Raw genomic sequence first — 24,241 nt, 5'->3', positions numbered from 1 at the left:
GTGATATATTATGGCAAAGCCAGTAGTAGCTATTGTAGGAAGACCAAATGTAGGAAAATCTACACTATTTAATAGAATTGCAGGTAAACGTATTTCTATTGTTGAAGATCAGCCAGGAGTAACAAGGGATCGTATTTATGCAGAGGCAGAATGGCTAAACAATGTATTTACATTAATAGATACAGGTGGAATAGAGCCTGAATCAAAGGAAACCATCTTATCTCAAATGCGTAACCAGGCAGAGATTGCTATTGAAACTGCTGATGTTATTATTTTCATGGTGGATGGTAAAGAGGGCTTAACTGGAACAGATAGAGAAGTTGCTTCCATGCTTAGGAAGGCACATAAGCCTGTTGTATTAACATTAAATAAAGTAGATACAGTGGAGCATTCTCCATATTACTATGATTTCTTTGAATTAGGAATGGATGAACCGGTGGAAATATCTTCTACTGCAGCCTACAACATAGGAGATCTATTAGATGCAGTTGTAGCACATTTCCCAGATGAAAAGGCGGACAAAGATGAAGATGAAGTTATTAAGGTTGCCATCATAGGAAAGCCTAACGTAGGTAAATCTTCCATGATCAATCATATTCTAGGGGAAAATAGAGTGATTGTTAGTGATATTGCAGGAACAACTCGAGATGCAATTGATACACCTTTTACTGATGGAGAAGATAAGTATTTGCTTATTGATACTGCAGGAATAAGAAGACGTAGTAAAATAAAAGAGAATATTGAAAAGTACAGTGTTATACGTGCTTTTACAGCTGTAGAAAGGGCAGATGTTTGCCTTTTGGTTATAGACTCAACTGAAGGGGTTACCGAACAGGATAAAAAAATAGCGGGTTATAGTCATGAGAATGGTAAAGGTATGATTATAGTTGTTAATAAATGGGACTTGATTGAAAAGGATACCCATACAATGAAAGAATTTACAAAAGAAATTCGTAATGAATTGGCGTATCTTTCATATGCACCCCTTCTATTTGTATCTGCTATGTCAGGACAGCGGATGAAGCAAGTATTGGAGACCGTGAAGTTTGTAGCAAATCAAAATGCTATGAGAATACCTACAGGTAACCTAAATGAGATTATAGGTGAGGCAGTTTTACTAAATCAACCGCCTTCAGATAAAGGAAAAAGGTTAAAGATTTTTTATGGAACCCAAGCCGCTGTTAAGCCACCGACTTTTATACTTTTCATAAATGACAAAGAATTAATGCATTTTTCTTATCTAAGATACATAGAGAACCAGATACGTCAAAACTACGGCTTTGAAGGAACACCAATACGATTTATTCTTCGGGAAAAGGATAAAGGAGGGAAATAAGTGGATTATTTGATTTGGATTTTTATCGCGTATTTACTAGGTAATTTTTCAACATCGTATTTTGTAGGCAAAATAGCTGCCAATATTGATATACGCAATTATGGCAGTGGTAATGCTGGGTCCACTAACGTATTTAGAACATTAGGTCTTAAGGCTGGAGCCTGGGCATTCCTAGGTGATAGTCTTAAGGGCATATTAGCTGTTTATTTAGGCCGACGCTTTGGTGGTGAAAGCCTTATGCTGCTATGTGGTATAGCTGTTATAATAGGTCATAATTGGCCTGTAGCATTGAAATTTAAAGGTGGAAAGGGAATTGCTACTTCTATAGGGGTTGGTTTATTCGTTCAACCATTATCAGCACTTATTTGTATAATTATTGGTGTTATAATTCTATTTCGTTTTAAGTATGTATCGCTGGCCTCAGTATCAGCTATAAGTTTACTTCCCTTTGTTTTTATTTTTCATGGGACTAATTACTTTTTATTCGGTTTATTTTTATCGATTATGGCAATTTATAGACATAGATCAAATATTAAACGACTAATTAATGGTACTGAAAGCAAAATATCATCAGGCTCAAAGACAAAAGGAGGGTTATAATTGAATAGCAACAAAATAACCGTTTTGGGAGCAGGAAGCTGGGGAACAGCCCTAAGTCTATTGCTACACGAAAAAGGACATAAGGTAAATTTATGGATGAAGGATGAGGATCAATTCCAGAACATTTGCTCAACAAGGGAAAACCCTAAATATTTACCTGGAATAGCGATACCAAACAATCTTAAGCTTTTTACTGATATTGAGGAGGCTGTTACTGGTTCTGAGCTAATTGTACTGACGATTCCTTCCCAAGCTATTAGAGGAGTAATTCAAAATACAAAAAAGTTTTTAAGCTCAAATCAAGTCATTATAAATGCAGCTAAAGGATTAGAACAGAATTCTTTAATGAGAATATCTGAAGTGGTAAAGGAAGAGTTGCCCCAAAACCCCTTTGCGGCCCTTTCTGGACCTTCCCATGCAGAAGAGGTATGTAAAAACATGCCCACAACATTGGCAGTGGCCTCTGAAAAAAGAGACATTGCTGAGCTTGTACAGGATGTTTTTATTACTAAAAGCTTTAGAGTATATACAAATCCAGATTTAATTGGTGTGGAATTAGGAGGCGCCTTGAAAAATGTAATTGCCTTTGGTGCTGGAATATCAGACGGGTTAGGCTTTGGAGATAATGCAAAAGCTGCCTTGATGACTAGAGGCATTAGGGAAATTGCCAGACTTGGAAGTCAAATGGGGGCCAATTTAGCCACCTTTGCAGGTCTTACAGGTATAGGTGATTTAATTGTAACCTGTACAAGTATGCATAGTCGTAATAGAAGAGCCGGGATTTTAATAGGAGAAGGTAACACAATCGAGGAAACACTAAAGAAAATTGGCATGGTGGTTGAAGGAGTTAGCACCACTAAAGCTGCATATAAATTATCTATAAAGCATGGGATAGAGATGCCAATAACAAAAGAAATATATAAGGTAATATATGAAGGAAGTAACGCCAGAGAAGCAGTGACTAATTTAATGTCAAGGGATCGTACCCATGAGATGGAAGAGATTGTAGAAGACGCTAATTTAAATTGGTAGAAGAAACAGTAATAAATTTTGAATGTTGAATGTTGAATGTTGAATGTTGAATGGAAAGAATAAAAGCAAAACTAAAGAATTAAGAATTAAGAGTTAAGAGTTAAGAGTTAAGAGTTAAGAGTTAAGAATTGAGAGTTAAGAGTTAAGAATTAAGAGACAAAATTGAGAATTGAAAATTGAAAATTGAAAACCGTAAATAAGAACTAATACTAAAGGGAGGACGACTCTGTCCGCCTTTTAGTTTTAAGAAAATTAGAAAGCTAATAAAAAGAATATATATAGTAAATCCCAATCTACCGATTGGGATTTTTATTATATTGAGAATTAGTTATAAAAAAAGTAATAGGCATAATTTACCCTAAAGAAAAATATAAAGTATTAAGCAGTTTTAGGGGGAGTGATTTGTCATAATATATACCTGTAATCAATATATTTATAATGTTAGACATGTATTATTTATAAATCATAATGAAGCTAAAAGGAGGGAAAGAGTATGGAAAATTTCGACATTTATAGGGATATAGCCCAGCGGACACAGGGAGATATTTATATAGGGGTAGTTGGACCTGTTAGAACCGGAAAATCAACGCTTATTAAGCGAGTGATGGATTTATTTGTTTTACCCAATATAGAAAATACCTATAAAAAAGAACGTGCCAAGGATGAATTACCCCAAAGCGGAACTGGAAAAACTATAACAACTACAGAACCCAAGTTTGTCCCTAATGAGGCTGTAGAACTAATACTAAAGGAAAACGCATCCTTTAGAATGAGGATGATAGATTGCGTAGGATATTTAGTAAAAGGAGCAATTGGCCATCAAGAGGATGGCAAACCGAGAATGGTAAATACCCCTTGGTTTGAAAAGCAAATACCATTTGAAGAGGCGGCTGAAATAGGAACAAAAAAGGTTATTCAAGAGCATTCAACAATAGGCTTCGTAGTAACAACAGATGGGTCAATAACTGACATCGATAGAGAAAGCTATATTGAGGCAGAGGAAAGAGTTATTAGCGAATTAAAGGCAATAAAAAAACCATTTGTTATTATCCTCAATACAAAGACTCCATTTGAAGATTCAACCAGAGCCTTAAGGGATAGCTTAGAGGAGAAATATCAAGTTCCTGTAATAATTGAGGATTGTGCAAAGCTGGATATGGATGGAATTCATAATATTTTAGAGCAAATTCTATTTGAGTTCCCTATAACCGAGGTAAATATTAATCTTCCTGGTTGGTTGGAAAGTATAGAATCTAGCCACTGGTTAAAGGCTTCTATATTTAATGAAATAAAAGAAGCAGCTCAGGAAATGAAAAGGTTAAGAGACATAGATAATATGGTTAGTCGACTTAAAGAAATAGAAAATATTAAGAAGGTAGGAATTGAAACCATTAGAATGGGAGAAGGCTCTGCCTTAATTGACTTAACAACATCTGAACATCTATTCTACAAGGTTTTAGAGGAAAAGACTGGCTACACAATAGAGGGTGATCATCAGCTGATTGGCTTAGTAATTGAGCTGGCACGAGCTAAGCGGGAATATAGTAAGGTGGAAAAAGCACTAAATGACGTTATGAATATAGGCTACGGACTAGTACCACCTGCTTTAGATGAATTAACATTAGAAGAGCCCGAAATATTTAGACAGGGTAATCAATTTGGGGTTAAGCTTAGGGCAAACGCACCATCCCTTCACTTTATAAGGGCTGATATTTCTACAGAGGTATCACCTGTAGTAGGTACTGAAAAACAAAGCGAAGAGCTGGTTAAGTTCCTACTGGAGGAGTTTGAACAGAATCCAGAAACTCTTTGGGACACAAATATGTTTGGCAAGACCCTACATGATTTAGTTAAAGAGCAGCTTCAAAATAAACTATACATGATGCCTGAAGATACAAGAATTAAACTACAGAAAACCTTACAAAAAATTATAAATGATGGTAGCGGTGGACTAATAGCCATCATATTATAAAAAAAATTGCAAATACTAATAGCAAAGGGCCGGGGTATAGTGATATACCCCAATTCATTTTAAAAAGACCTTGACAAATAGCTAATTTCCTCATACAATATTATTTGTAGCACTAATAACTGGACTAAATTTATGTAGTACATTTTAAGATGCTAGTATCAGATTTCGGGGCGTAGTTCAGCTTGGTAGAACGCATGACTGGGGGTCATGAGGCCGCAGGTTCAAGTCCTGTCGCTCCGACCAAAAAATTAATAAGAAAAATCCAGTAGCTTGACGTATATTTATGTACGCCAAGAATACTGGATTTTTTTATGTTTTATTATTTCTTTTGTTAATCAATAAATTGTTAATAAAGCTGCTAAAGGGGCTGATTAGATAGTAAAATTTTGATATACTGGCTTCTTTCATATGCCCAAGGATCACTGATGTTACCTTTTGCTAACTTTCCTCTAAAGTCATCCAATGATACATAACCCTTCTCCTTCATCCATTCTTCTATACCTATAATAACTTCCTCAACATATTCAATATTATTTTTATATAGGGCGCTGACCATTTGAACTCCCGTAGCACCAGCAAAAATCATTTTAATAACATCATCAGCAGACATAATTCCTGTACTACTGATAATAGAAGTCTTTAATTTTTTACTTAGTAATGCAGTCCATCTTAGAGGTAATTGATGATCTTTAGTGGTGGAGAATTCAAATGACATTTTTTCTTTTTCTTCATGTATATCTATTTCTGGCTGAAATAATCTGTTAAATAGAATTAGACCATCTACCTTTTCTTCATCCAGCTGATGGGTAAAATGAGATATACTGGAATAATAAGGGCTTAGCTTAACAGATACTGGGATTTCTACAGTCTTCTTAACTGCCTTCAATATTTCTATCTGTTCCTTTTCAATAGTGTCACCAGAAATATTCATTTCCTTAGGTAGAGAATAGAAGTTTAATTCTAATGCATCTGCGCCTACTTCCTCCAATGCCTTTGAATATTTTATCCAAGTAGATAGATTTACAGCATTTAGACTGGCAATAACGGGAATAGTAAGGGCTTCCTTAGCTTTTTTTATAAAGTACAAATGCTCCTTTGGTCCGCTATGTTTAATGTCTGGGTAAATGGATGTCATCTCAGCATGAATATCATCAAATCTCTTTATATCCTCATTAAATTGAAAGGTGCTAAGCTGGATTTCTTCCTCAAACAGTGATTTTATAACAATTGCAGCGGCTCCAGAAGCTTCTAGCTTTTTCAAAATATCTATATCTCTCGATAGTGAGCAAGCACCTACAATAATAGGATTTTTTAGTTCTAGGCCCATATAATTTGTTTTTAGGTTTATCATAATAATCCTCCTTGCTTTATTAAACTGATACCTAAATTTCAGTTAAATAAACATAAAGAAAGAACAAAAGCATTTTATGCTTTAAAATAAAGGCTTTAAAATAAAAGAAAAATGCTTAATATTGTTAGTATTAAATTAAAGGAATCTTTATGTATTATAAAGAATAAGAGATTAGTTACTTGATATGAAGGCAGGTGATTACCATGAAGGATAGAGAAGAAGAAAATCAGGTTAATGAAGAGCTGTTTGATGAAGAAATAAATCAGCCCAGTAGTAAAGGTGTTTACAGAATACTGAGTATTTTGCTAGTAATAGCTATAATTTTTACTTTTGTTTTACCTCCACTTTTCAGCTCCTTAAGCTCTTTGCTAGCCGGAGGAAGATTAGAGAATCACGAAGCTGTAGAACTAATTAATTATTTTGAAGATAACTATTTACATCAAAATGTTTTTGAAACAGAATATTATCAAAGTAAGAGAGCGAAATTACTAGAAAAAAACTCAATCTCAATGCTCCAGTTTAACTTATTTGTAAAGGATGTGGCAAGAAATGCTGGAGATCCATACACATATTTTTCAATTAATCCAAAACCCCCTACTGGAGGGATTGTTGAAAATAGAATTATTGATTTAAATAACAATTATATGAGAATTTATAACTTCAAGGAAAATGTGTCGGGTATCTTGCGTGATCTCCTAATGGACAATAATCATCGGATTTTAATCATCGACTTAAGGGATAATGTAGGGGGTAATCTGTTGGAATTATTGAGTATAGTTGACTTTTTTTTGCCAGAAGGAATTGAAGCCTTTCGTTTAGAGGGAAAGGGTGAAATAAGATCCTTTATAACTAAGGAAAAGAGCAATAGCTCCTTTGAGAAGATATTTATTCTGTTAAATGAAGATAGTGCCTCTGCCTCAGAAATTTTTGCCCTAACTATGCTATTAAATATGGATAATGTCAGACTAATAGGAAAAAAAACGTCAGGAAAAGCAGTAGCACAGCTGGAGCATAAAAACCTAGATCATAATTACACATTTTCTGTTGTAACATATGAATGGTACGTAGAAAACCAGACAGCTGTTGATCTGCAGAGTTATCTTTTAGAATATAAGGATGAAAAGCTGTATACTTTAGAAGATTACTTATTAATTGTTAAAGAAATTATAAATACTGAAAGAAAATAGTATATAAATAAAGTGTAGTTTTTTAAATTATATATTGTCTTATATTATTATAGCAGTTTATAAAAAAGTGGGTAAGAATTATAAACTGGCTAAAGAGAGGTATCACATGAAGATTAAATTTGCATATATATGGATTATAGTAGGAGCTGCCTTGTGGGGACATATAGGAATTTTTGTCAGAGGGTTAAGTGAAATTGGATTTTCAGCACTGCAAATTGTTACCCTAAGGATATTAACAGCAGCCATAATATTATTAACCTATGTTTACTTTAAGGATAGAAAGCAATTAATTATTAAATTAAAAGACTCTATATATTTTGTAGGCACAGGAATATTCAGTATCGTTTTTTTCAGCTGGTGCTACTTCACCGCAATGGAAGAAACCTCTCTGACAATAGCTGTAATTTTACTCTATACTGCACCTGCCTTTGTTACAATACTTTCTCGTATTATATTTAAAGAGTATTTTACCAAAAAGAAACTGTTTTCTTTACTGGTTACATTAATAGGGATTATTTTGGTTATAGGATATACTCCAGGAGAAAATATTTCTTTATATGGGCTTGTGGTGGGGTTAGGCTCAGGCTTTGGATATGCCCTCTATAGTATTTTTGGAAAAGCAGCTCTAAATAAGTATTCTACTCTAACAACCACTACATATACCTTTCTTCTTGCTAGTATAGCTATCTTTCCTTTTAGTGGATTATGGAGAATGACTGCAGAATTTAATGAAGGAATTAGTTGGTTATATGTTATAGGGCTAGGACTTATTCCTACAGCCCTTGCCTATATATTTTATACCAAAGGGCTATCACAGATAGAGCCCAGCAGGGCATCTATTACGGCTACAGTTGAGCCTGTAGTGGCTACCTTAGTAGGAGTATTATACTTCAAGGAATCCCTTGCTCTTTGGCAGTTTATTGGCATATTACTTGTTTTGACAGCAGTTCTGTTGGTACAGGATAGTAAAGAGCAAGCAAATAAAGTTGTTAATATGGAACATTTAAAAGAGCAAGAATAATCCTTGTCCATTGCTAATATAATATTATTGATAGACTAACTGTTATTGCCAAAGGATGATGCTTATGCAAAGGGTTAATAAGGGTAGGATCAGATATGATAGTAATGAACTAAATATTCTAGCTCAATCAGTAAATTGTTATTCTATTATAGAAATATTTCAATCAGTGTTGGTATTTTCATTGCTTATAGGGTGTTTTTTTGGATTATTAGCACTTTTAGTAGAAATCCATTAATTTTAGGTTTATTATATTTTGAGTATTGCAAAAATATGATATAATATACTTGTAGCTCACTTAATCAGTATAAAACATCATGGTAAGGATGTGATTTTGTGATAATAGATAGCTTACTGCTAATTGCATATACACTTTTTGCCTTGTTTCTATTGGGTTATGCTTTTACTGTAATCAAAGAGAAGTACTATTTAAGTAATCAAATCATTTTTCTGGATTATAAAAATCTAGAACCTGAAGACCTCAACAGAGTAGATATTAAACATTTTATGCTGGGGACAATCGAAATTATGGCAGGAGATGAGGTAAAGGTTTTACTAGAGAATTCTGCAAGAATTAAGGGCACTGTACTGGGTGTAATAAAAAAAGAAAATAGTATATCCATTATAAGCCCCCAGGGTGTTAAAAACCTAAAGGTCAATTCAATAAAAAAGTTGAAGATAATTAGTCGATATGGAAAATTCTTCAATTACTTTTAGAAAGCCTCTTTAAGGGGCTTTTATTTATTTACATCTTTTAGTACTGAAGTATTATAAATTATGATTATTAGATGAAGGACTTTTGCAGTATATGAAGAATTATTATACAGAGTAAATTTGGCAGGTGGTATTGTTGCAGAAGAAGAAACAGAAAAAAATAAAAAAGGTATTGTTTAGAATAGTAATAATTTCAATAATTTCTTTGTATTTTTTGTCAAGGTTTTTTCCAACTATTGGGTCATCTAGCTATCAAACATATGTAACTGAATATGGTACAATAGAGGAAATTATCCCCATAACAGGAATTTTAGCTCGTGAAGAAAAGATTTATACAAGCTTTGGAGAAGGTGAAGTAAGATACTTTGTCACTTCAGGAGAAAAGGTTGCTAAGGGTCAAAAGCTCGCAGAGGTATATTTAGAAAATTTAGATGAAAAAACTGTAGAAGAATTAGAAATAGTAAATTTGAGGATAAAGAATATTCAAAGTAAGCAAGAGGAAGGTTCTATATTTAATAAAGATATTGATAACATTGAAAAAGATATTAAAACAATTATGAAGCTTTTACAGAAAGAAATCGATGAGGGCACATATAGCAATGTATCGAAATATGAAAGCATCCTACAGGAGTTAGCTGAAAAGAAAAATATTATTGCAGGAGAAGATAGCTTCTCAGGTAGAAATCTAAATCAACTGTTAGAAGAGAAAAGAGCACTTGAGGAAAGAGTAAAGTCGGACCTGCAGGTTATATATAGTAATTCAGCTGGTTTTGTTGCATTTGGTAGTGATGGGCTTGAGGACTTAATCACCCTTAAATCTATTGAAAAAATATCTATATCGGATTTAGAACTGTTTAAAAAGGCTAAGCTAGATATAGAGGAAGAAGATATTAAAATGGGTACGCCTGTTATTCGGATGGTTACTAATCATCGCTGGAGTATCTTCTGTCAGCTTGAAACAGAACAATTAGAGAATTTGGTAGAAGGACGGCAGTATTATTTTAGAAAACATGAAGATGAGAGACTATATAAAGCTGTCCTAAGAAAAACTGTTTTAGAGGATGAAGGTGGTATTGCGATATTTGATCTTTCAGAGGCGATGGAAGGTTACCTTGATGAAAGAACAATGCAAATCGACTTAATAACACAGCATTATGAAGGTGTTATTATTCCGAATTCTGCTATAGTAAATATAGAGGGTAGAGAAGGTGTTTATAGAATAGATGTAAACGGATTCGTAAGATTTATTCCAATTCAAGTAAAGGGAAAAAATCACGAGTTCTCAGTAGTTCATAATGGTACTTTTCAAGAGGTAAATAAAGAATCAAATGAAACCAAAAGAGTAAATACCATTAATATGTATGATGAAATTCTATTGATTGGAGATAAGGCAATAGATGGACAAAAAATTCGATAAAAGGAGGTTGTTATTCTTTGAATATTAAAACCAATTTGGAAAGAATAAATGCTGATATACAATCTTCTGTTTCTAAAGCATTAGATAAAAATGTAACACTAGTTGCGGTTACAAAAACAGTATCATCAGATGAAATTCAAGAGGCCATTAACTTAGGAGTAACTGACATCGGTGAGAATCGAGTACAAGAGCTATTAAAAAAATATGATATTCTTGGAGGGCAGGTTAAGTGGCATTTAATAGGGCATCTTCAAAAAAATAAGGTTAAATATATAGTTGATAAGGTCGACTTAATTCATTCTCTGGATTCCTATGAATTGGCTTTAGAAATAGAAAAAAGGGCTGGTAAAATTGAAAGAGAGATAAATTGCTTAGTTGAAGTTAATATATCAGGAGAAGAATCAAAGTATGGCCTTGCCCCTAAAGAGGTTAAGCCATTACTAGAAAAGCTTGATAAGCTTAGTTATGTAAAGATAGTTGGGCTTATGACTATGGCACCCTATGTAGAAGATTCAGAAGACGTTAGAAAATATTTTAGAGGTCTTAAGGAGCTGTCGGAAGAAATTAAGTTGATGCCTTTCCAGAAGGTACATATGGATTATTTATCGATGGGCATGTCTAATGATTACAAGGTTGCATTGGAGGAAGGTGCCAATATTATTCGAGTAGGAAGTGCTATTTTCTCATAATATAAAATTAGAGGAGGTTTATAAATATGTCAGGGAAAATAATGGATAAGGTGAAGTATTTTATTGGCTTGGATGTTTTTGAAGAGGAAGATGAGTTAAATGAAGAGGTGGAAATAGAACAAGAAGAGCTACATACCATGAATAGTAATAAGAAAAATAAGGTAGTTAATATTCATACTAAAAGTCAAATGAAGGTAGTAATATACGAACCAAGTAGCTTTGACGAAGCACCAAGCATAGTAGATAATTTAAAAAGTAGAAAGCCTGTAATTATAAATTTAGAAAATATAGAACCTGAGCTGGCTAGGAAATTTTTTGACTTCTTAAATGGTGCCATATATGCTTTAGATGGAAATATTCAAAAGGTTTCACATGGAATTTTTATCCTAGCACCGAATAATGTTGATATAGCAGGAAATATTAAGGATGAATTAAAAAACAAGGGAGTTTTTCCTTGGCAGAAATAGAATAGAGGAGTGATAACTTGTTTTCTCGTTTGGATATTATTTATGCATTACATTATTTAATCAGACTGGTAAACCTTTTAATACTTGTGAGGGTATTAATGACTTGGATTAACCCAAGCCCAAGGAACCCAATAGTTCAATTTATTTTTACCGTAACTGAACCAGTTTTATCACCCATTAGGCATCTAATATATAATGTCTTTGGATACAGCGGAATGTTAGATTTCTCACCAATCCTTGCAATCTTTGTTTTGAATTTTTTATTCTATAATGTACTTTTGAGATTCTTATAAAAAGGTTGTGTCGTGATTGATTGACAAGCTAAGATATACACAGCATATTCAGGATATTGAATTACAGCAAATTGCAGTCAAGGTAATTGATCAAGTAAATAGCGTTATAGATAAGCACATTATTCGTACCACTGACTTTCTGACCCCATATCATGGAAAAGCCATTATCAATATTTTAGTAGGTATAAAAGGTATAAATTATATCTTTAATGGAGGTTATGATGGAGCAGAAAGAAGGGTAATTACAATATTCCCAGACTATATGGAGGCTGAATCAATAAATGTACCTATTGCTCCTATAGAGGTTGTGGGTAGTGCACACTTTAACAAATGTACTCATAGAGATTATCTTGGAGCAATACTAGGATTAGGGATAAAACGGGAAAAATTAGGTGATATTCTTGTTCATGATGATGGCTCGAATCAGCAGGTATGCCAAATCATCATAAAAGAGGATCTTAAGGACTATATATTATTTAATCTTGATCAAGTTGGAAATTGTAGAGTTAATACCAAAGAAATAACATATAATGATATACTAGTTCCAAGGTTAGATTACAAGGAGTATAGTGGGAATGTCTCTTCCCTTAGGCTAGATGCAGTATTGGGTTCTGCCTACAATCTATCAAGATCTGTGGCGCAGAGTATTATAAATAAAGAATTAGTGAGTGTTAATTGGGAAATCATTAAAAAGAGTGGCTATGAAATAAAGTGTGACGATGTAATTTCTGTTAGAGGTAAAGGAAGGGTATATATTACTGAAGTCGGTGGTAGGACAAGGTCTGATAGAATAAAGCTATCTTTTAAAAAACCATTATAATTCAGGAGGTGTCATATGTTAACGCCTTTAGATATTCAAAATAAGGAGTTTAAAAAAGGTTTACGTGGCTATAAGGAAGACGAGGTTGATGAATTTTTAGATCAATTAATGATCGATTACGAAAAATTATATAAGGAAAACAGTGAATTAAAGGAAAATGTTGAAAAGGTAAGTCAAAAAATTGAGCAGTACAAAACTATTGAAGAGACGCTGAAGAATACCTTAGTGGTGGCACAGAATGCAGCAGAGGATTTAAGGGCTAATGCACTAAAAAAATCAGAACTAATTATTCAAGAAGCTGAGAATAGAGCAAAGGAAATTATTGCAAATGCCCATAAAGAGACAGCAGAAATAAACGGACAGTATAATGAAGTTAAGAAGCAAATGCATATATTTAAAACCAGGTACAAAACCTTGCTTCAAGCACAGCTAGATGCTGTATTAAATGATTGTGAATACATAGATAACGATGAATAAATAATGAATCTCGTCTGATATGGTAGGACGAGATTTTGCATTTAAAAGAATAGCTTATAATTTTTATAGAATTATTGTATAATAGTCATGATGTTATTCATGTTAGGATACAAGCAGTATTTACATAATATATGAGAGTGAATATAAAAAATAGGGTATTATAAAAGGAGGAGAAACATATGAAGAGAATTGGTATTATTGGTGCTATGGATGAAGAAATCCAATTATTAAAGGAAGAAATGAATATTCATGAAATTAAACAAATTGCAAATATGGAATTCTTCATTGGTGTATTAGAAAATCAGTCTATAGTATTAGTAAGATGTGGAATAGGCAAAGTGAATGCTGCAATATGCACTCAGGTATTAATTAGTGAGCTTGGGGTTTCAATGGTAATTAACACAGGTGTAGCAGGGGCAATTCATGAAGAACTAGATGTATTAGATGTGGTTGTATCAACAGATGTACAGCAGCATGACTTTGATGTTACAGGCTTTGGCTACCCTTTAGGAGAAATTCCAAGAATGGAAACTTCAGTTTTTTCTGCTTCAGAGGAACTGCTTAATAAGGCATATAATGCAGCAGAAAAAGTACTAAAGAATAGTAAGGCTTATAAGGGACGAATTATTTCTGGTGATGTATTTGTTAGTAGTGCACAACTAAAGGATAAGCTATGGAATAATTTTAAGGGCTTTTGTACTGAGATGGAGGGAGCTGCAATTGGTCATACAGCTTACGTTAATAGTGTTCCCTTTGTAATTATTAGAGCTATGTCAGATAAGGCAGATGGTTCTGCCCATGATAATTTTAATGAGTTTGTTGATGAGGCAGCAATTAATTCAAAGGAAATAGTAAAGAATATGCTAAGACAGATGAACTAAGAGGAGTAGGAATGGAACTTAAGATAATTAATAAGAAGCATAAAGAAGATAAAAAAAAGATAAAGATAAAAAATGTTGAAGTGGGTGGAGATGCTCTTGTAGTTTTTGCAGGGCCCTGTGCTGTTGAGAATAGACAACAAATTATGGAAACTGCTGAAGCTGTAAAGACCTTTGGTGGACAAATATTACGAGGTGGAGCCTTTAAACCCCGAACATCACCTTATTCATTTCAGGGACTTGGTGAAGAAGGACTGAAGCTTTTAAAGGAAGCAGGAGAAAAATATGATATGCCCATTGTATCAGAGGTTATGGATACAAGAGAGGTGGAAATGGTTTGCCAATATGTAGACATTATTCAAATTGGTTCTAGAAATATGCAAAACTTTAGCTTATTAAGGGAGATTGGTAAGATCAAAAAACCAATAATGCTGAAAAGAGGGATGGCTGCTTCCATTGAAGAATGGTTGATGGCTGCAGAATATATAGCATCTGAGGGTAATGAGGAAATTATACTTTGTGAAAGGGGTATTCGCACCTTTGAAACCTATACAAGAAATACCTTGGATTTATCAGTGGTACCTCTGGTCAGACAGCTGTCATCTCTACCAATTATAGTCGACCCCAGCCATGGTACAGGTATAAAAGAGCTTATAGCCCCAATGTCGTTGGCTTCAATCGCAGCCGGCGCCCATGGTATAATGGTGGAAATACACCCTAAACCTCAGCATGCTTTGTCTGATGGGAAGCAATCACTACACTTTGAAGAATTTAACCATCTGATGAAGAGTGTAAGAAGGTTACATGAGTACTTAAAAAAACAATTAGTAATGAATAATGAGTAATGAAAGAATGAAATATTAAAGAGAAAAGAAAAGAGATATTTGATGTAGTGGCCGACGACTCTGTCGGCCTAAAATAAAATAAGCAATAAGGATTTGGCAATTGTCAAATCCTTATTGCTTTTTTATCCATAAAAAGATTTCCTCAAAAATACTTATAAAACACTTAAAAAGGGAAAAATAGTTTTGAGAGTGGAGGATCAAAATGAAGGATAATAATAAAAAAGAGGAAGAAAAAAATAAAAATATAATAGAAGGTCTTTCAAGAAAAATGGATAACATGAGGGTTGCAGAATATGTAATGATGATTAATCGGCCAGGCAGATTAATATTTATGAATTTTATTTTAGGCTTAATTCGCGGCTTTGGTATGGGCATTGGTTTTACCATATTAGTTGGGGTATTAATTTATATGATGCAAGGATGGGTAAATTTACCCCTTATTGGTAGATTAATTGCAGATTTATTAGACATTATTGATAATTATAGATAGGAGGTTGTTGATTTGGATAAAGAAAAATTGAAATACTTCAAAAAACGATTATTGGAGGAAAAAGCTGATACATTAAGAACATTAAAGCAAATGGAAAATCACCATGGAACCCATGCCTCCATAAGAGAATATACCGAGGAGCTTTCAGCCTATGATAATCATCCTGCAGATTTAGGGACAGAAATGTTTATGGTGGAGATGCAGGGGAATCTAGAAAATCATGAAAGGTATCATATTACTGAAATAGATAGAGCTCTTGATAAAATAGAGAATGGTACCTACGGTGATTGTAATTTGTGTGGGAAAACTATTCCAGAGGAAAGGCTTGAGATTTTACCAGAGGCCAATATATGTATGGAATGCGCTAAGGATAAAATGCCAATAGAGGCTATGCAGGGAGATAGAGGACGCCCGGTTGAAGAAAAATTGCTTGCACCTCCATTTTCAAGAACAAACATGGATGGAAAGGATTACACTGGGTTTGATGGTGAAGATGCTTATCAAGCAGTTGCAAGATTTAATGAGGTTAAAAATGACCCTTCATTTTCTACAATGGACTTCTCTATGGTTTTCGATGACGATGCTCCAGGTATTGTTCAGGGAGTAGAAAAAATTACAGAGGATGAATACCTTGAACAGCTGCCGGATGATGAGCTTGAAGAAACTTTAAAAGACAAAAAAATGCACCCTTAAATAATCCAGTGACACTCAGAAAAAGGTACTTTTTGTATCTTTTTTCTGTTGATAATGATATAATCAGTAAAGATATTAGACAGAAGGGTGGGGTTTCATGATATATATATTAATTTTAATAGTTATCGCATTAGATCAGATCACAAAATATTGGGCAATCAATTCATTACAATATATAGGTGAAATACCAATAATTCAAAATGTATTTCATTTAACATATGTTGAAAACATAGGGGCTGCCTTTGGTATTTTACCAAATCAAAGACTTTTCTTTATAATAGCAAAATTAATTGCTGTAATAGGGCTATTAATATTTTTATATAAGAATAAAGAAATGCATTCGATTCTAAGAATAGGAATATTATTTATTATTGCTGGAGCCGTCGGAAACCTTATAGATCGTGTAAGATTCGGATATGTTGTTGATTTTTTCGACTTTAGAATTTGGCCAGTATTTAATATTGCTGATATGTCTATAATTTTAGGTGCAATACTTGTCTCCTATATAATATTACGTTATGATTCCATAAAACCAAAGGAGCTGTAAGTGTGGATATAGAAAGAATTTTAGTATCAGAGGAAGAGGAAGGAATAAGATTAGATGTCCTTCTTGCAGAGCAGCTTGAAGATTTAAGCAGAAGCTATATTCAAAAATTAATCAAAGACCAATTAGTAACGGTAAATGGTTCCTTAGAAAAGAATAGATACTTGGTAAAAACAGGAGATATTATAGAGCTTAAGGTCCCAGAACCCAAAGAATTATCAATTGAGCCACAAAATATTCCCCTGGAAATAGTTTTTGAAGACGATGATTTATTAGTTGTGAACAAGCCTCAAGGTATGGTGGTACACCCAGCACCGGGGAATTATGAAAATACATTAGTCAATGCTCTACTATATCACTGTAGAGGTAGATTGTCATCTATAAATGGAGTTATAAGGCCTGGAATAGTACATAGAATTGATAAGGATACATCTGGTCTATTGGTGGTGGCAAAAAATGATTTTGTTCATCGTTCTCTGGCAGATCAGTTGAAGGAGCATACCATTACAAGAAAATATCATGCCATTGCAATGGGGAATATTAAGGAAAACCAGGCAACAATTGAAGCTCCAATAGCAAGAAATCCCAATGATAGGCTGAAAATGGCTATCGTTAGTGGTGGAAGAGATGCAGTAACACATATTAGAGTTATGGAACGTTTTATTGATTATACTTATGTTGAAGCACAGCTACAAACTGGTAGAACACATCAAATAAGAGTGCATCTTTCCTATATTAAGCATCCACTATTGGGGGATGATACCTATGGTGGTAAAACATCTAAGTTTAATTTAAAGGGCCAGGTGCTACACGCTAAGGTTCTTGGATTTAACCATCCCACTTCAGGTGAGTATATGGAGTTTGAGACGGTGCTTCCAGCTTATTTCGAGAAGCTTTTAACTGTTATCAGAAATAAAATGAAGACGAAATAATGCATAATATCATTTCATGGATACAATGAATGATATTAGAGCAAATACGTAATAGAGAGATTCCAGGTTTTAAAATGGAATCCTCTTTTTTTTGAAAATTCAAAATCGATTGAAGCCTCGATTTATGAACTGAAAGAAACTTTCCTAATCAACTAAACTTTCCTAAAGCAAAGACGCAGCGTAGCTGCTTCAGGTTGATGACAAAGTCATCAAAATGCAGACTGATCAAAAAACCGCAGATTCAAGGCGCAAGAAAACCTAGCGACTGCAGCGTATACGTAATACGTAAGGGTGCTAGGTTTTCGAAGCAACGAAGAAGATGGGGGTTTTTCATCAGTCTAACGCAGCGTAGCTGCTTTCTTGTTTGTAATGGTAGGCTATTTTGATATTACTCCAGGTAATTTTAGATTTTCAGTAAATGGAAAGGGTGAATCTAATGGAGGAGTATTTTGAAGCTAATAGTGAAGAGTAAAAATATCCTAATATTAAGATTTTAAAACACAATACCAATATTATTAGTAAGCTTTAATATTCGATTTATCTCATTTATTTTTATCTTACAGTAATAATTACCATTATTTAATATTTTGATAACGGTTGGTGTGCCCCTATGCTATGATTAATATATATGAAAAAAGTCGCAAGGGGGAGAAAGCCTTGGTCACAAAAAAAAGCTTCTTATACAATGAACAAGTCCAGGAGCTGGAAAAACTAAAAGAAAGTATGGCTATGATGGAAGAGCTCTTAGATAATGCCTACTATGGTATGGTATTAGTTGATAGTGAAGGGCATATTGTAAAGTGGAGTTATGAAAAGTTTTTTGGGATTCCAGAAGAGGAAGTACTGGGAAAACATGTTGAAGATGTAATAGAAAACACTAGACTACACATGGTTGTAAAGACAGGAAGAAAAGAACTATGTGATATACAAGAGATAAATGGCAAACATGCAATAGCAAGTAGAATACCTATAATTAAAGAGGGACGTGTTATAGGAGCTGCTGGAACTATTCTATTTAGTGATACAAGTGAATTGCAATCCCTTGCAAAAAAAAGTTAAAGCCTTAGAGGATACTATAGATAGATATAAAGGAGAACTAAGTAAAATGTACGAAGCAAGGTACTCCTTTGAAGACATCATAACTCAAAACTCCATCATGATGGAATTAAAAGATATTGCCAAAAGAGTAACAAAGACAAATTCCACTGTCCTTATCCAGGGAGAAAGTGGCACAGGAAAAGAGCTATTTGCTCATGCCTTTCATAAAGAAAGCTTAAGAAGACACGGAAACTTCGTGACATTAAACTGTGCAGCCATACCTAAAGAGCTTCTGGAATCAGAAGTTTTTGGCTATGAAGAAGGTGCATTTACTGGTGCAAAACGGGGTGGAAAAATAGGAAAATTTGAATTGGCTAACGGTGGAACTATCTTACTGGACGAAATTGGATCAATGCCCATAAACCTGCAATCAAAGCTGTTAAGGGTCTTAGAATCAAGAGAATTTGAGCGAGTAGGGGGTAATAAGAGGATAAAATTGGATGTAAGGATTATTGCTTCTTGTAATGAAAACTTAGAATTATCCGTACAAAAGGGAACTTTTCGAAGGGATCTATATTACCGCTTAAATGTTATAAAAATAGATATTCCACCTTTAAGGGAAAGAATAGATGATATAGAACTATTGGCTCAAACAATGGTGAGTAAATTAGCTATTGACTTACAGCTAACCCCCAAAACAGTGTCAAGTGAAGCTTGTGATAGGTTAAAGAGCCATAATTGGCCGGGAAATGTAAGGGAACTAAGAAATGTCTTAGAAAGGGCATTGTACTTTGCAACCTATAATATAATTTTACCAGAGCATTTGCCAGAATATATTAATGAAAAAGGTACCACACCTTCAAGTCAACCATCATTAACATTGAAGGATATGGTTGAAAAAACAGAAATAGATGCTATAAAGCGAGCCATTAGAGATGCTAATGGTAGTAAAACTATAGCAGCAGAGATGTTAGATATTCACCGTACATCATTATATAAAAAAATTGAAAAATACAAATTAACAGAGTTGATGGATTAAACTTAATGTAGCGAAATATATACACACGGTAAAGGCATGTAGAAAAATATCTACATGCCTTTATTACTGTAAATAACGGGATTGTAATTGATTTAATATTACAAAAAAATTGGATGTAGAAAATTCGCTACATTCAACACACTAATACCTAAAGAAACATCTGTAATATATCTTGGCACGTTACTTGCACTTAAATCAATTAATTAATTTAAAGGGAGGTTTTTGATATATGAGAGAGGTTGTAATAGTGGGTGCTGCAAGGACACCCATAGGAAATTTTGGAGGAAGCTTGTCCAGTCTTACAGCTGTAGATTTAGGGGTAGTAGCAGCAAAGGCAGCCATCAATAGAGCTGGTATTACACCTGATATGATAGACGAAGTATTGGTGGGAAATATATTATCTGTGGGCCTTGGCCAAAATCCCGCAAGACAGGTAGCCATAGGGTCTGAGATACCTGAAACAGTACCGGCAATGACAATAAATAAATTATGTGGCTCTGGACTTAGGGCAATTAGTATGGCAGCTCAATTTATTATGCTTGGAGATGCAGATGTTGTACTTGCTGGTGGAATTGAGAGTATGAGCAATGCTCCATATACTATTCCTAAAGCTAGATGGGGTCATAAAATGGGAAATGGAGAAATAATTGACACTATGATTTTAGATGGCTTAACTGATGCCTTTAATAATATCCATATGGGTATTACAGCTGAAAATATTGCAGAAAAATGGAATTTCACAAGAGAAGAGCAGGATCAATTTGCTTTAAATAGTCAACATAAGGCTGAAAAGGCACAAAAAGAAGGCAGATTTAAAAATGAAATTGTTCCAGTGGTTATACCACAAAGAAAAGGAGACCCGATAGTTGTGGATATAGATGAGTTTCCTAAGCATGGATTAACTATAGAAAAACTAGGAAAATTGAGACCAGCCTTTAAAAAGGATGGAACAGTAACAGCAGGCAATGCCTCTGGTATTAACGACGGTGCCGCCATGCTGGTGGTTATGTCAAAGGAAAAAGCAGATGAGCTTGGGCTAAAACCATTGGTAACTATTAAATCCTATGGATCTGCAGCCCTAGATCCTAAAATTATGGGTTATGGTCCAGTTCCAGCCAGTGAAAAGGCTCTGGCAAAAGCAGGATTAACTATTGAAGATATCGATTTAGTGGAAGCAAATGAAGCCTTCGCAGCCCAATCTCTAGCAGTAGTTAAAGACTTAAAGCTTGACCCAGAAAAAGTTAATGTCAATGGTGGTGCAATTGCCCTGGGACACCCCATTGGTGCATCTGGTGCAAGAGTATTAACAACTTTGATCTATGAGATGCTTAAACGAGATAGCAAAACTGGTTTAGCAACCCTTTGTATCGGTGGCGGTCAAGGTGTGGCTATGGTAATTGAAAGACAATAATTGGAGGTGTTAAAATGGCAAAAATAGTTACATTTGAAGAAGCAGTAGAGTTGGTACAGGATGGTTCTACAGTGATGATAGGTGGTTTTATGGGTTGTGGAACACCCCACAAAATGATTGATATGCTACTAGAAAAAGGAGTAAAGGATCTTACCGTTATTGCTAACGATACATCTACAACAGAGTATGGTCTGGGAAGATTGATTGCAACCAGACAAATTAAAAAAGTGATGACCTCTCATATTGGGACTAATCCTGAAACAGGAAGACAGATGAACGAAAAAGAAACAGAGGTAGAACTAATACCACAGGGTACTCTAGTTGAAAGAATAAGATGTGCAGGAGCAGGTCTGGGAGGTTTTTTAACCCCTACAGGTATCGGCACAGTGGTGGAAGAGGGCAAAGAGAAGATTACTGTTAATGGAAAGGAATATCTCTTAGAATTGCCCTTGAAGGCAGACATAGCCCTTATAGCCGGAGCCAAGGTTGATAAAAAAGGAAATGTATACTATGAAAAATCCACTAGAAACTTTAACCCTATTATAGCAACAGCTGCAGATATAGTAATAGTAGAAGCGACGGAAATTGTTGAGGTGGGAGATATAAATCCTAATGATGTCATGACACCAGGTATATTTATTGACTATATAGTAGGGGGTAGTTATTGATGGATAAGCATAGAGTAAGAGAAATAATAGCCAAAAGAGTTGCTCAAGAATTACATGATGGTGATGTTGTAAATCTAGGTATAGGTTTACCTACTCTGGTTGCCAATTATGTACCAGAAGATATAGATATAATCCTGCAATCTGAAAATGGATTTTTAGGATTAGGTCCAGCCCCTTCTTCAGGTGATGAGGATATGGATTTGACAAACGCTGGCGGTATGCCAGTTACCATTAAAGCTGGAGGTGCCTTTTTTGACAGTGCCACTTCCTTTATGATAATCAGAGGAGGTCATGTGGATGTGACGGTTTTAGGCGCTCTACAAGTAGATCAATACGGTAATCTAGCAAACTGGATGATACCAGGGAAGATGGTACCTGGCATGGGTGGAGCTATGGATCTGGTTGTGGGGGCTAAAAAAGTTATAGTAGCCATGGAACATACAGCAAAGGGTAATCATAAAATCCTTAAACAATGTACACTGCCCCTTACTTCAGCTAATCAGGTAAACCTTATAATAACTGAGATGTCAGTTATTGAAGTAACAGAAAAGGGCCTGCTACTAAAAGAATTAGGGCCTGAGGCAACAGTTGAAGATGTTGTGGCAGCAACTGAAGCAGAATTAATAATCCCTGAAAACATAAAGAGAATGGAAGTATAATCTTAGGGGCTGTACTCAGCCCTACTAAGAAAAAATATAAGGAGGTATTATTCACATGTTTAGAAAGTTTACTAACGGATGCGTTAATTTGGTACAAAAGTATTTGCCAGACCCCTTCTTGTTTGCAGTTATCCTAACTATCATAGTATTTATGATGGGGGTATTTCTCACTGGACAAGCTCCTAAGGATATGGTGGGACACTGGAGCGGAAGCTTCTGGAGCCTATTGCAATTTTCTATGCAAATGGCATTAGTATTAGTAACAGGACATACCTTGGCTCAGGCTCCAATTATTAAAAAAGGTCTAAGGGGTCTTGCCAGCATTCCGAAAACACCAGGCGGCGCAATTTTTGCTGTAACATTGGTTGCTTTAATTGCATCCTGGGTCAATTGGGGATTCGGTCTTGTAATTGGGGCTCTTTATGCTAGAGAATTAGCAAAAAAAGTAAAAGGTGTTGATTATCGTTTACTTATTGCTGCAGGATACACAGGCTTTGTAATCTGGCATGCTGGTTTCTCCGGTTCAATTCCATTAACACTGGCAACAGCGACTTCAAATTTAGCTGATATGACTAGAGGGGCTGTCACAGATCCAATTCCAACCAGCGACACGATATTCGCACTATTCAACTTAGTACCAGTTCTTATTCTATTGGTAACTCTTCCCTTTTTAAACAAGGCTATGCATCCTAAAGCAGAAGATGTAGTAACTGTAAACCCAGAATTATTGGAAGCAGACGAAGATCAATTGGCAGTTACTAAAGAGAATATGACTCCAGCTGAAAAAATGGAAAATAGTCCAGTTTTGTCGTTAATTATTGGAATTATGGGTTTAGTTTTTATTTTTAAATATTTTGTAGATAATGGATTTAGTCTAAACTTAAATATTGTAAACTTCATATTCTTATTTATGGGTATTATACTACACTGGACACCAAGAAAATTCCTGAACGCTGTAGCTACTGCAGCAAAAGGTACTGGTGGAATCATCATCCAATTTCCTTTTTATGCAGGTATCATGGGTATGATGACTGGTGCCAATTCAGAAGGTCTATCCTTAGCAGCTATGATGTCCAATTCTTTTGTTAGTATTTCCAGTACCACTACATTCCCATTCTTCAGCTTCTTAAGTGCTGGAATAGTAAACTTCTTTGTACCATCAGGTGGTGGACAATGGGCAGTTCAAGCTCCTATAATGATGCCGGCTGGTGCTGAACTAGGTGTAGATGCCGCAAAAACAGCAATGGCCATTGCCTGGGGGGATGCTTGGACCAACATGATTCAGCCATTCTGGGCACTCCCTGCATTAGGTATCGCTGGACTTGGAGCCAAAGATATTATGGGCTATTGTTTAGTAAATCTAATCTATGTAGGTGTTGTGGTAAGTTTATGTTTACTGATACTATAAAGGATCGCAAGACAATGGGACAGGCACTTGCAATGTCGTCAACATAAGATAATTTGGAAAAAATTCTTATGTATGAGTGATTTTTTAGATAGGGTATTTTCAAGCAAAAAAAGTAAACCCGAATTAGTTCGGGTTTACTTTTTTTGAGACTGTTGACAAAGTCCACCTGAAAAGGGTGGATTTTTTTTTATTCAAAAAGGATTTATCCAATCGATGTCGAATATGTATAATGAGGTGATGAATTATGCTTACTAAAGCTAAAG

At 34.7% G+C, this 24,241-nt stretch carries 26 protein-coding genes and 1 tRNA gene; 26 read left to right on the top strand and 1 reads right to left on the bottom strand.

Annotated elements, in window-relative coordinates; all coding sequences use genetic code 11:
* The first annotated feature begins 10 nt into the window (after positions 1-10).
* The 5 genes from der (at position 11) to BLP68_RS01720 (ending at position 5,183) form a co-directional block, all read left to right on the top strand.
* Complete coding sequence (der, locus tag BLP68_RS01740; RefSeq protein ID WP_091539300.1) at positions 11-1,336, top strand: ribosome biogenesis GTPase Der; 1,326 nt, start codon at positions 11-13, stop codon at positions 1,334-1,336.
* Entirely contained in the window at positions 1,337-1,936 is a 600-nt protein-coding gene (gene plsY, locus BLP68_RS01735; RefSeq protein WP_091539298.1) for a glycerol-3-phosphate 1-O-acyltransferase PlsY, read from the top strand. It begins immediately after the preceding gene.
* Positions 1,937-2,968, top strand: coding sequence for an NAD(P)H-dependent glycerol-3-phosphate dehydrogenase (locus BLP68_RS01730; RefSeq protein WP_091539296.1), 1,032 nt, complete (start codon positions 1,937-1,939; stop codon positions 2,966-2,968).
* 493 nt (positions 2,969-3,461) lie between these two features.
* Positions 3,462-4,940, top strand: a complete 1,479-nt coding sequence (gene spoIVA, locus BLP68_RS01725; RefSeq protein ID WP_091539294.1) for a stage IV sporulation protein A — start codon at positions 3,462-3,464, stop codon at positions 4,938-4,940.
* A 166-nt stretch (positions 4,941-5,106) separates the two neighbouring features.
* A tRNA-Pro gene (locus tag BLP68_RS01720) sits at positions 5,107-5,183 on the top strand.
* Positions 5,184-5,298: 115 nt separating this feature from the next.
* Here BLP68_RS01720 and BLP68_RS01715 read toward each other — a convergent pair.
* The gene (locus BLP68_RS01715) at positions 5,299-6,291 is read right to left on the bottom strand and encodes a dihydroorotate dehydrogenase-like protein (RefSeq protein ID WP_091539291.1); all 993 of its coding nucleotides are present in this window, start codon (positions 6,289-6,291) and stop codon (positions 5,299-5,301) included.
* A gap of 203 nt (positions 6,292-6,494) precedes the next feature.
* Between BLP68_RS01715 and BLP68_RS01710 the strand changes: the two genes are divergently transcribed.
* The 21 genes from BLP68_RS01710 (at position 6,495) to BLP68_RS01615 (ending at position 23,978) form a co-directional block, all read left to right on the top strand.
* Positions 6,495-7,478, top strand: a complete 984-nt coding sequence (locus BLP68_RS01710; RefSeq protein ID WP_091539288.1) for a S41 family peptidase — start codon at positions 6,495-6,497, stop codon at positions 7,476-7,478.
* Positions 7,479-7,584: 106 nt separating this feature from the next.
* Entirely contained in the window at positions 7,585-8,499 is a 915-nt protein-coding gene (locus tag BLP68_RS01705; protein ID WP_091539287.1) for a DMT family transporter, read from the top strand.
* A gap of 333 nt (positions 8,500-8,832) precedes the next feature.
* Complete coding sequence (locus tag BLP68_RS01700) at positions 8,833-9,213, top strand: hypothetical protein (protein ID WP_091539284.1); 381 nt, start codon at positions 8,833-8,835, stop codon at positions 9,211-9,213.
* Positions 9,214-9,346: 133 nt separating this feature from the next.
* The gene (locus tag BLP68_RS01695) at positions 9,347-10,627 is read left to right on the top strand and encodes a biotin/lipoyl attachment domain-containing protein (RefSeq protein ID WP_091539281.1); all 1,281 of its coding nucleotides are present in this window, start codon (positions 9,347-9,349) and stop codon (positions 10,625-10,627) included.
* Positions 10,628-10,644: 17 nt separating this feature from the next.
* Entirely contained in the window at positions 10,645-11,316 is a 672-nt protein-coding gene (locus tag BLP68_RS01690) for a YggS family pyridoxal phosphate-dependent enzyme (protein ID WP_091539279.1), read from the top strand.
* 26 nt (positions 11,317-11,342) lie between these two features.
* Positions 11,343-11,783, top strand: a complete 441-nt coding sequence (locus BLP68_RS01685; RefSeq protein WP_091539277.1) for a cell division protein SepF — start codon at positions 11,343-11,345, stop codon at positions 11,781-11,783.
* A 17-nt stretch (positions 11,784-11,800) separates the two neighbouring features.
* A complete protein-coding gene (locus BLP68_RS22370) occupies positions 11,801-12,076 on the top strand; it encodes a YggT family protein (protein ID WP_091539275.1) in 276 nt (91 codons plus the stop codon).
* A gap of 16 nt (positions 12,077-12,092) precedes the next feature.
* On the top strand, positions 12,093-12,896 hold the full coding sequence (locus BLP68_RS01675; RefSeq protein WP_091539273.1) for a YlmH family RNA-binding protein: 804 nt from the start codon (positions 12,093-12,095) through the stop codon (positions 12,894-12,896).
* Positions 12,897-12,911: 15 nt separating this feature from the next.
* The gene (locus BLP68_RS01670) at positions 12,912-13,373 is read left to right on the top strand and encodes a DivIVA domain-containing protein (protein WP_091539270.1); all 462 of its coding nucleotides are present in this window, start codon (positions 12,912-12,914) and stop codon (positions 13,371-13,373) included.
* Between the two features lie 179 nt (positions 13,374-13,552).
* Entirely contained in the window at positions 13,553-14,254 is a 702-nt protein-coding gene (locus BLP68_RS01665; RefSeq protein ID WP_091539268.1) for a 5'-methylthioadenosine/adenosylhomocysteine nucleosidase, read from the top strand.
* An 11-nt stretch (positions 14,255-14,265) separates the two neighbouring features.
* Complete coding sequence (aroF, locus tag BLP68_RS01660) at positions 14,266-15,096, top strand: 3-deoxy-7-phosphoheptulonate synthase (protein ID WP_091539265.1); 831 nt, start codon at positions 14,266-14,268, stop codon at positions 15,094-15,096.
* A 202-nt stretch (positions 15,097-15,298) separates the two neighbouring features.
* On the top strand, positions 15,299-15,586 hold the full coding sequence (locus tag BLP68_RS01655) for a DUF5665 domain-containing protein (RefSeq protein WP_091539262.1): 288 nt from the start codon (positions 15,299-15,301) through the stop codon (positions 15,584-15,586).
* Between the two features lie 12 nt (positions 15,587-15,598).
* Entirely contained in the window at positions 15,599-16,279 is a 681-nt protein-coding gene (locus BLP68_RS01650) for a TraR/DksA C4-type zinc finger protein (protein WP_091539259.1), read from the top strand.
* Positions 16,280-16,376: 97 nt separating this feature from the next.
* Complete coding sequence (lspA, locus tag BLP68_RS01645; protein ID WP_091539257.1) at positions 16,377-16,826, top strand: signal peptidase II; 450 nt, start codon at positions 16,377-16,379, stop codon at positions 16,824-16,826.
* A gap of 2 nt (positions 16,827-16,828) precedes the next feature.
* The gene (locus BLP68_RS01640) at positions 16,829-17,755 is read left to right on the top strand and encodes an RluA family pseudouridine synthase (RefSeq protein ID WP_091539254.1); all 927 of its coding nucleotides are present in this window, start codon (positions 16,829-16,831) and stop codon (positions 17,753-17,755) included.
* 657 nt (positions 17,756-18,412) lie between these two features.
* Positions 18,413-18,814, top strand: a complete 402-nt coding sequence (locus tag BLP68_RS22060) for a PAS domain S-box protein (RefSeq protein WP_242876882.1) — start codon at positions 18,413-18,415, stop codon at positions 18,812-18,814.
* A complete protein-coding gene (locus BLP68_RS01635) occupies positions 18,798-19,832 on the top strand; it encodes a sigma-54 interaction domain-containing protein (protein ID WP_242876881.1) in 1,035 nt (344 codons plus the stop codon). Before BLP68_RS22060 ends, BLP68_RS01635 begins: the two co-directional genes overlap by 17 nt.
* Before the next feature lie 229 nt (positions 19,833-20,061).
* On the top strand, positions 20,062-21,243 hold the full coding sequence (locus BLP68_RS01630) for an acetyl-CoA C-acetyltransferase (RefSeq protein ID WP_091539252.1): 1,182 nt from the start codon (positions 20,062-20,064) through the stop codon (positions 21,241-21,243).
* Positions 21,244-21,257: 14 nt separating this feature from the next.
* Positions 21,258-21,911 carry an acetate CoA-transferase subunit alpha gene (atoD, locus tag BLP68_RS01625; RefSeq protein ID WP_091539250.1) on the top strand — a complete coding sequence of 218 codons (654 nt, stop codon included), beginning with the start codon at positions 21,258-21,260 and terminating at the stop codon, positions 21,909-21,911.
* A complete protein-coding gene (locus tag BLP68_RS01620) occupies positions 21,911-22,570 on the top strand; it encodes a 3-oxoacid CoA-transferase subunit B (protein WP_091539247.1) in 660 nt (219 codons plus the stop codon). Before atoD ends, BLP68_RS01620 begins: the two co-directional genes overlap by 1 nt.
* A 55-nt stretch (positions 22,571-22,625) precedes the next feature.
* Positions 22,626-23,978: a short-chain fatty acid transporter gene (locus tag BLP68_RS01615; protein WP_091539244.1), complete on the top strand. Its 1,353-nt coding sequence runs from the start codon at positions 22,626-22,628 to the stop codon at positions 23,976-23,978.
* Positions 23,979-24,241: the final 263 nt, after the last annotated feature.

Origin of the sequence: Alkaliphilus peptidifermentans DSM 18978, assembly GCF_900101495.1 — a bacterium.
Lineage (GTDB): Bacteria > Bacillota > Clostridia > Peptostreptococcales > Natronincolaceae > Alkaliphilus_C > Alkaliphilus_C peptidifermentans.
This window is presented reverse-complemented; position numbering and strand designations above follow the sequence as displayed.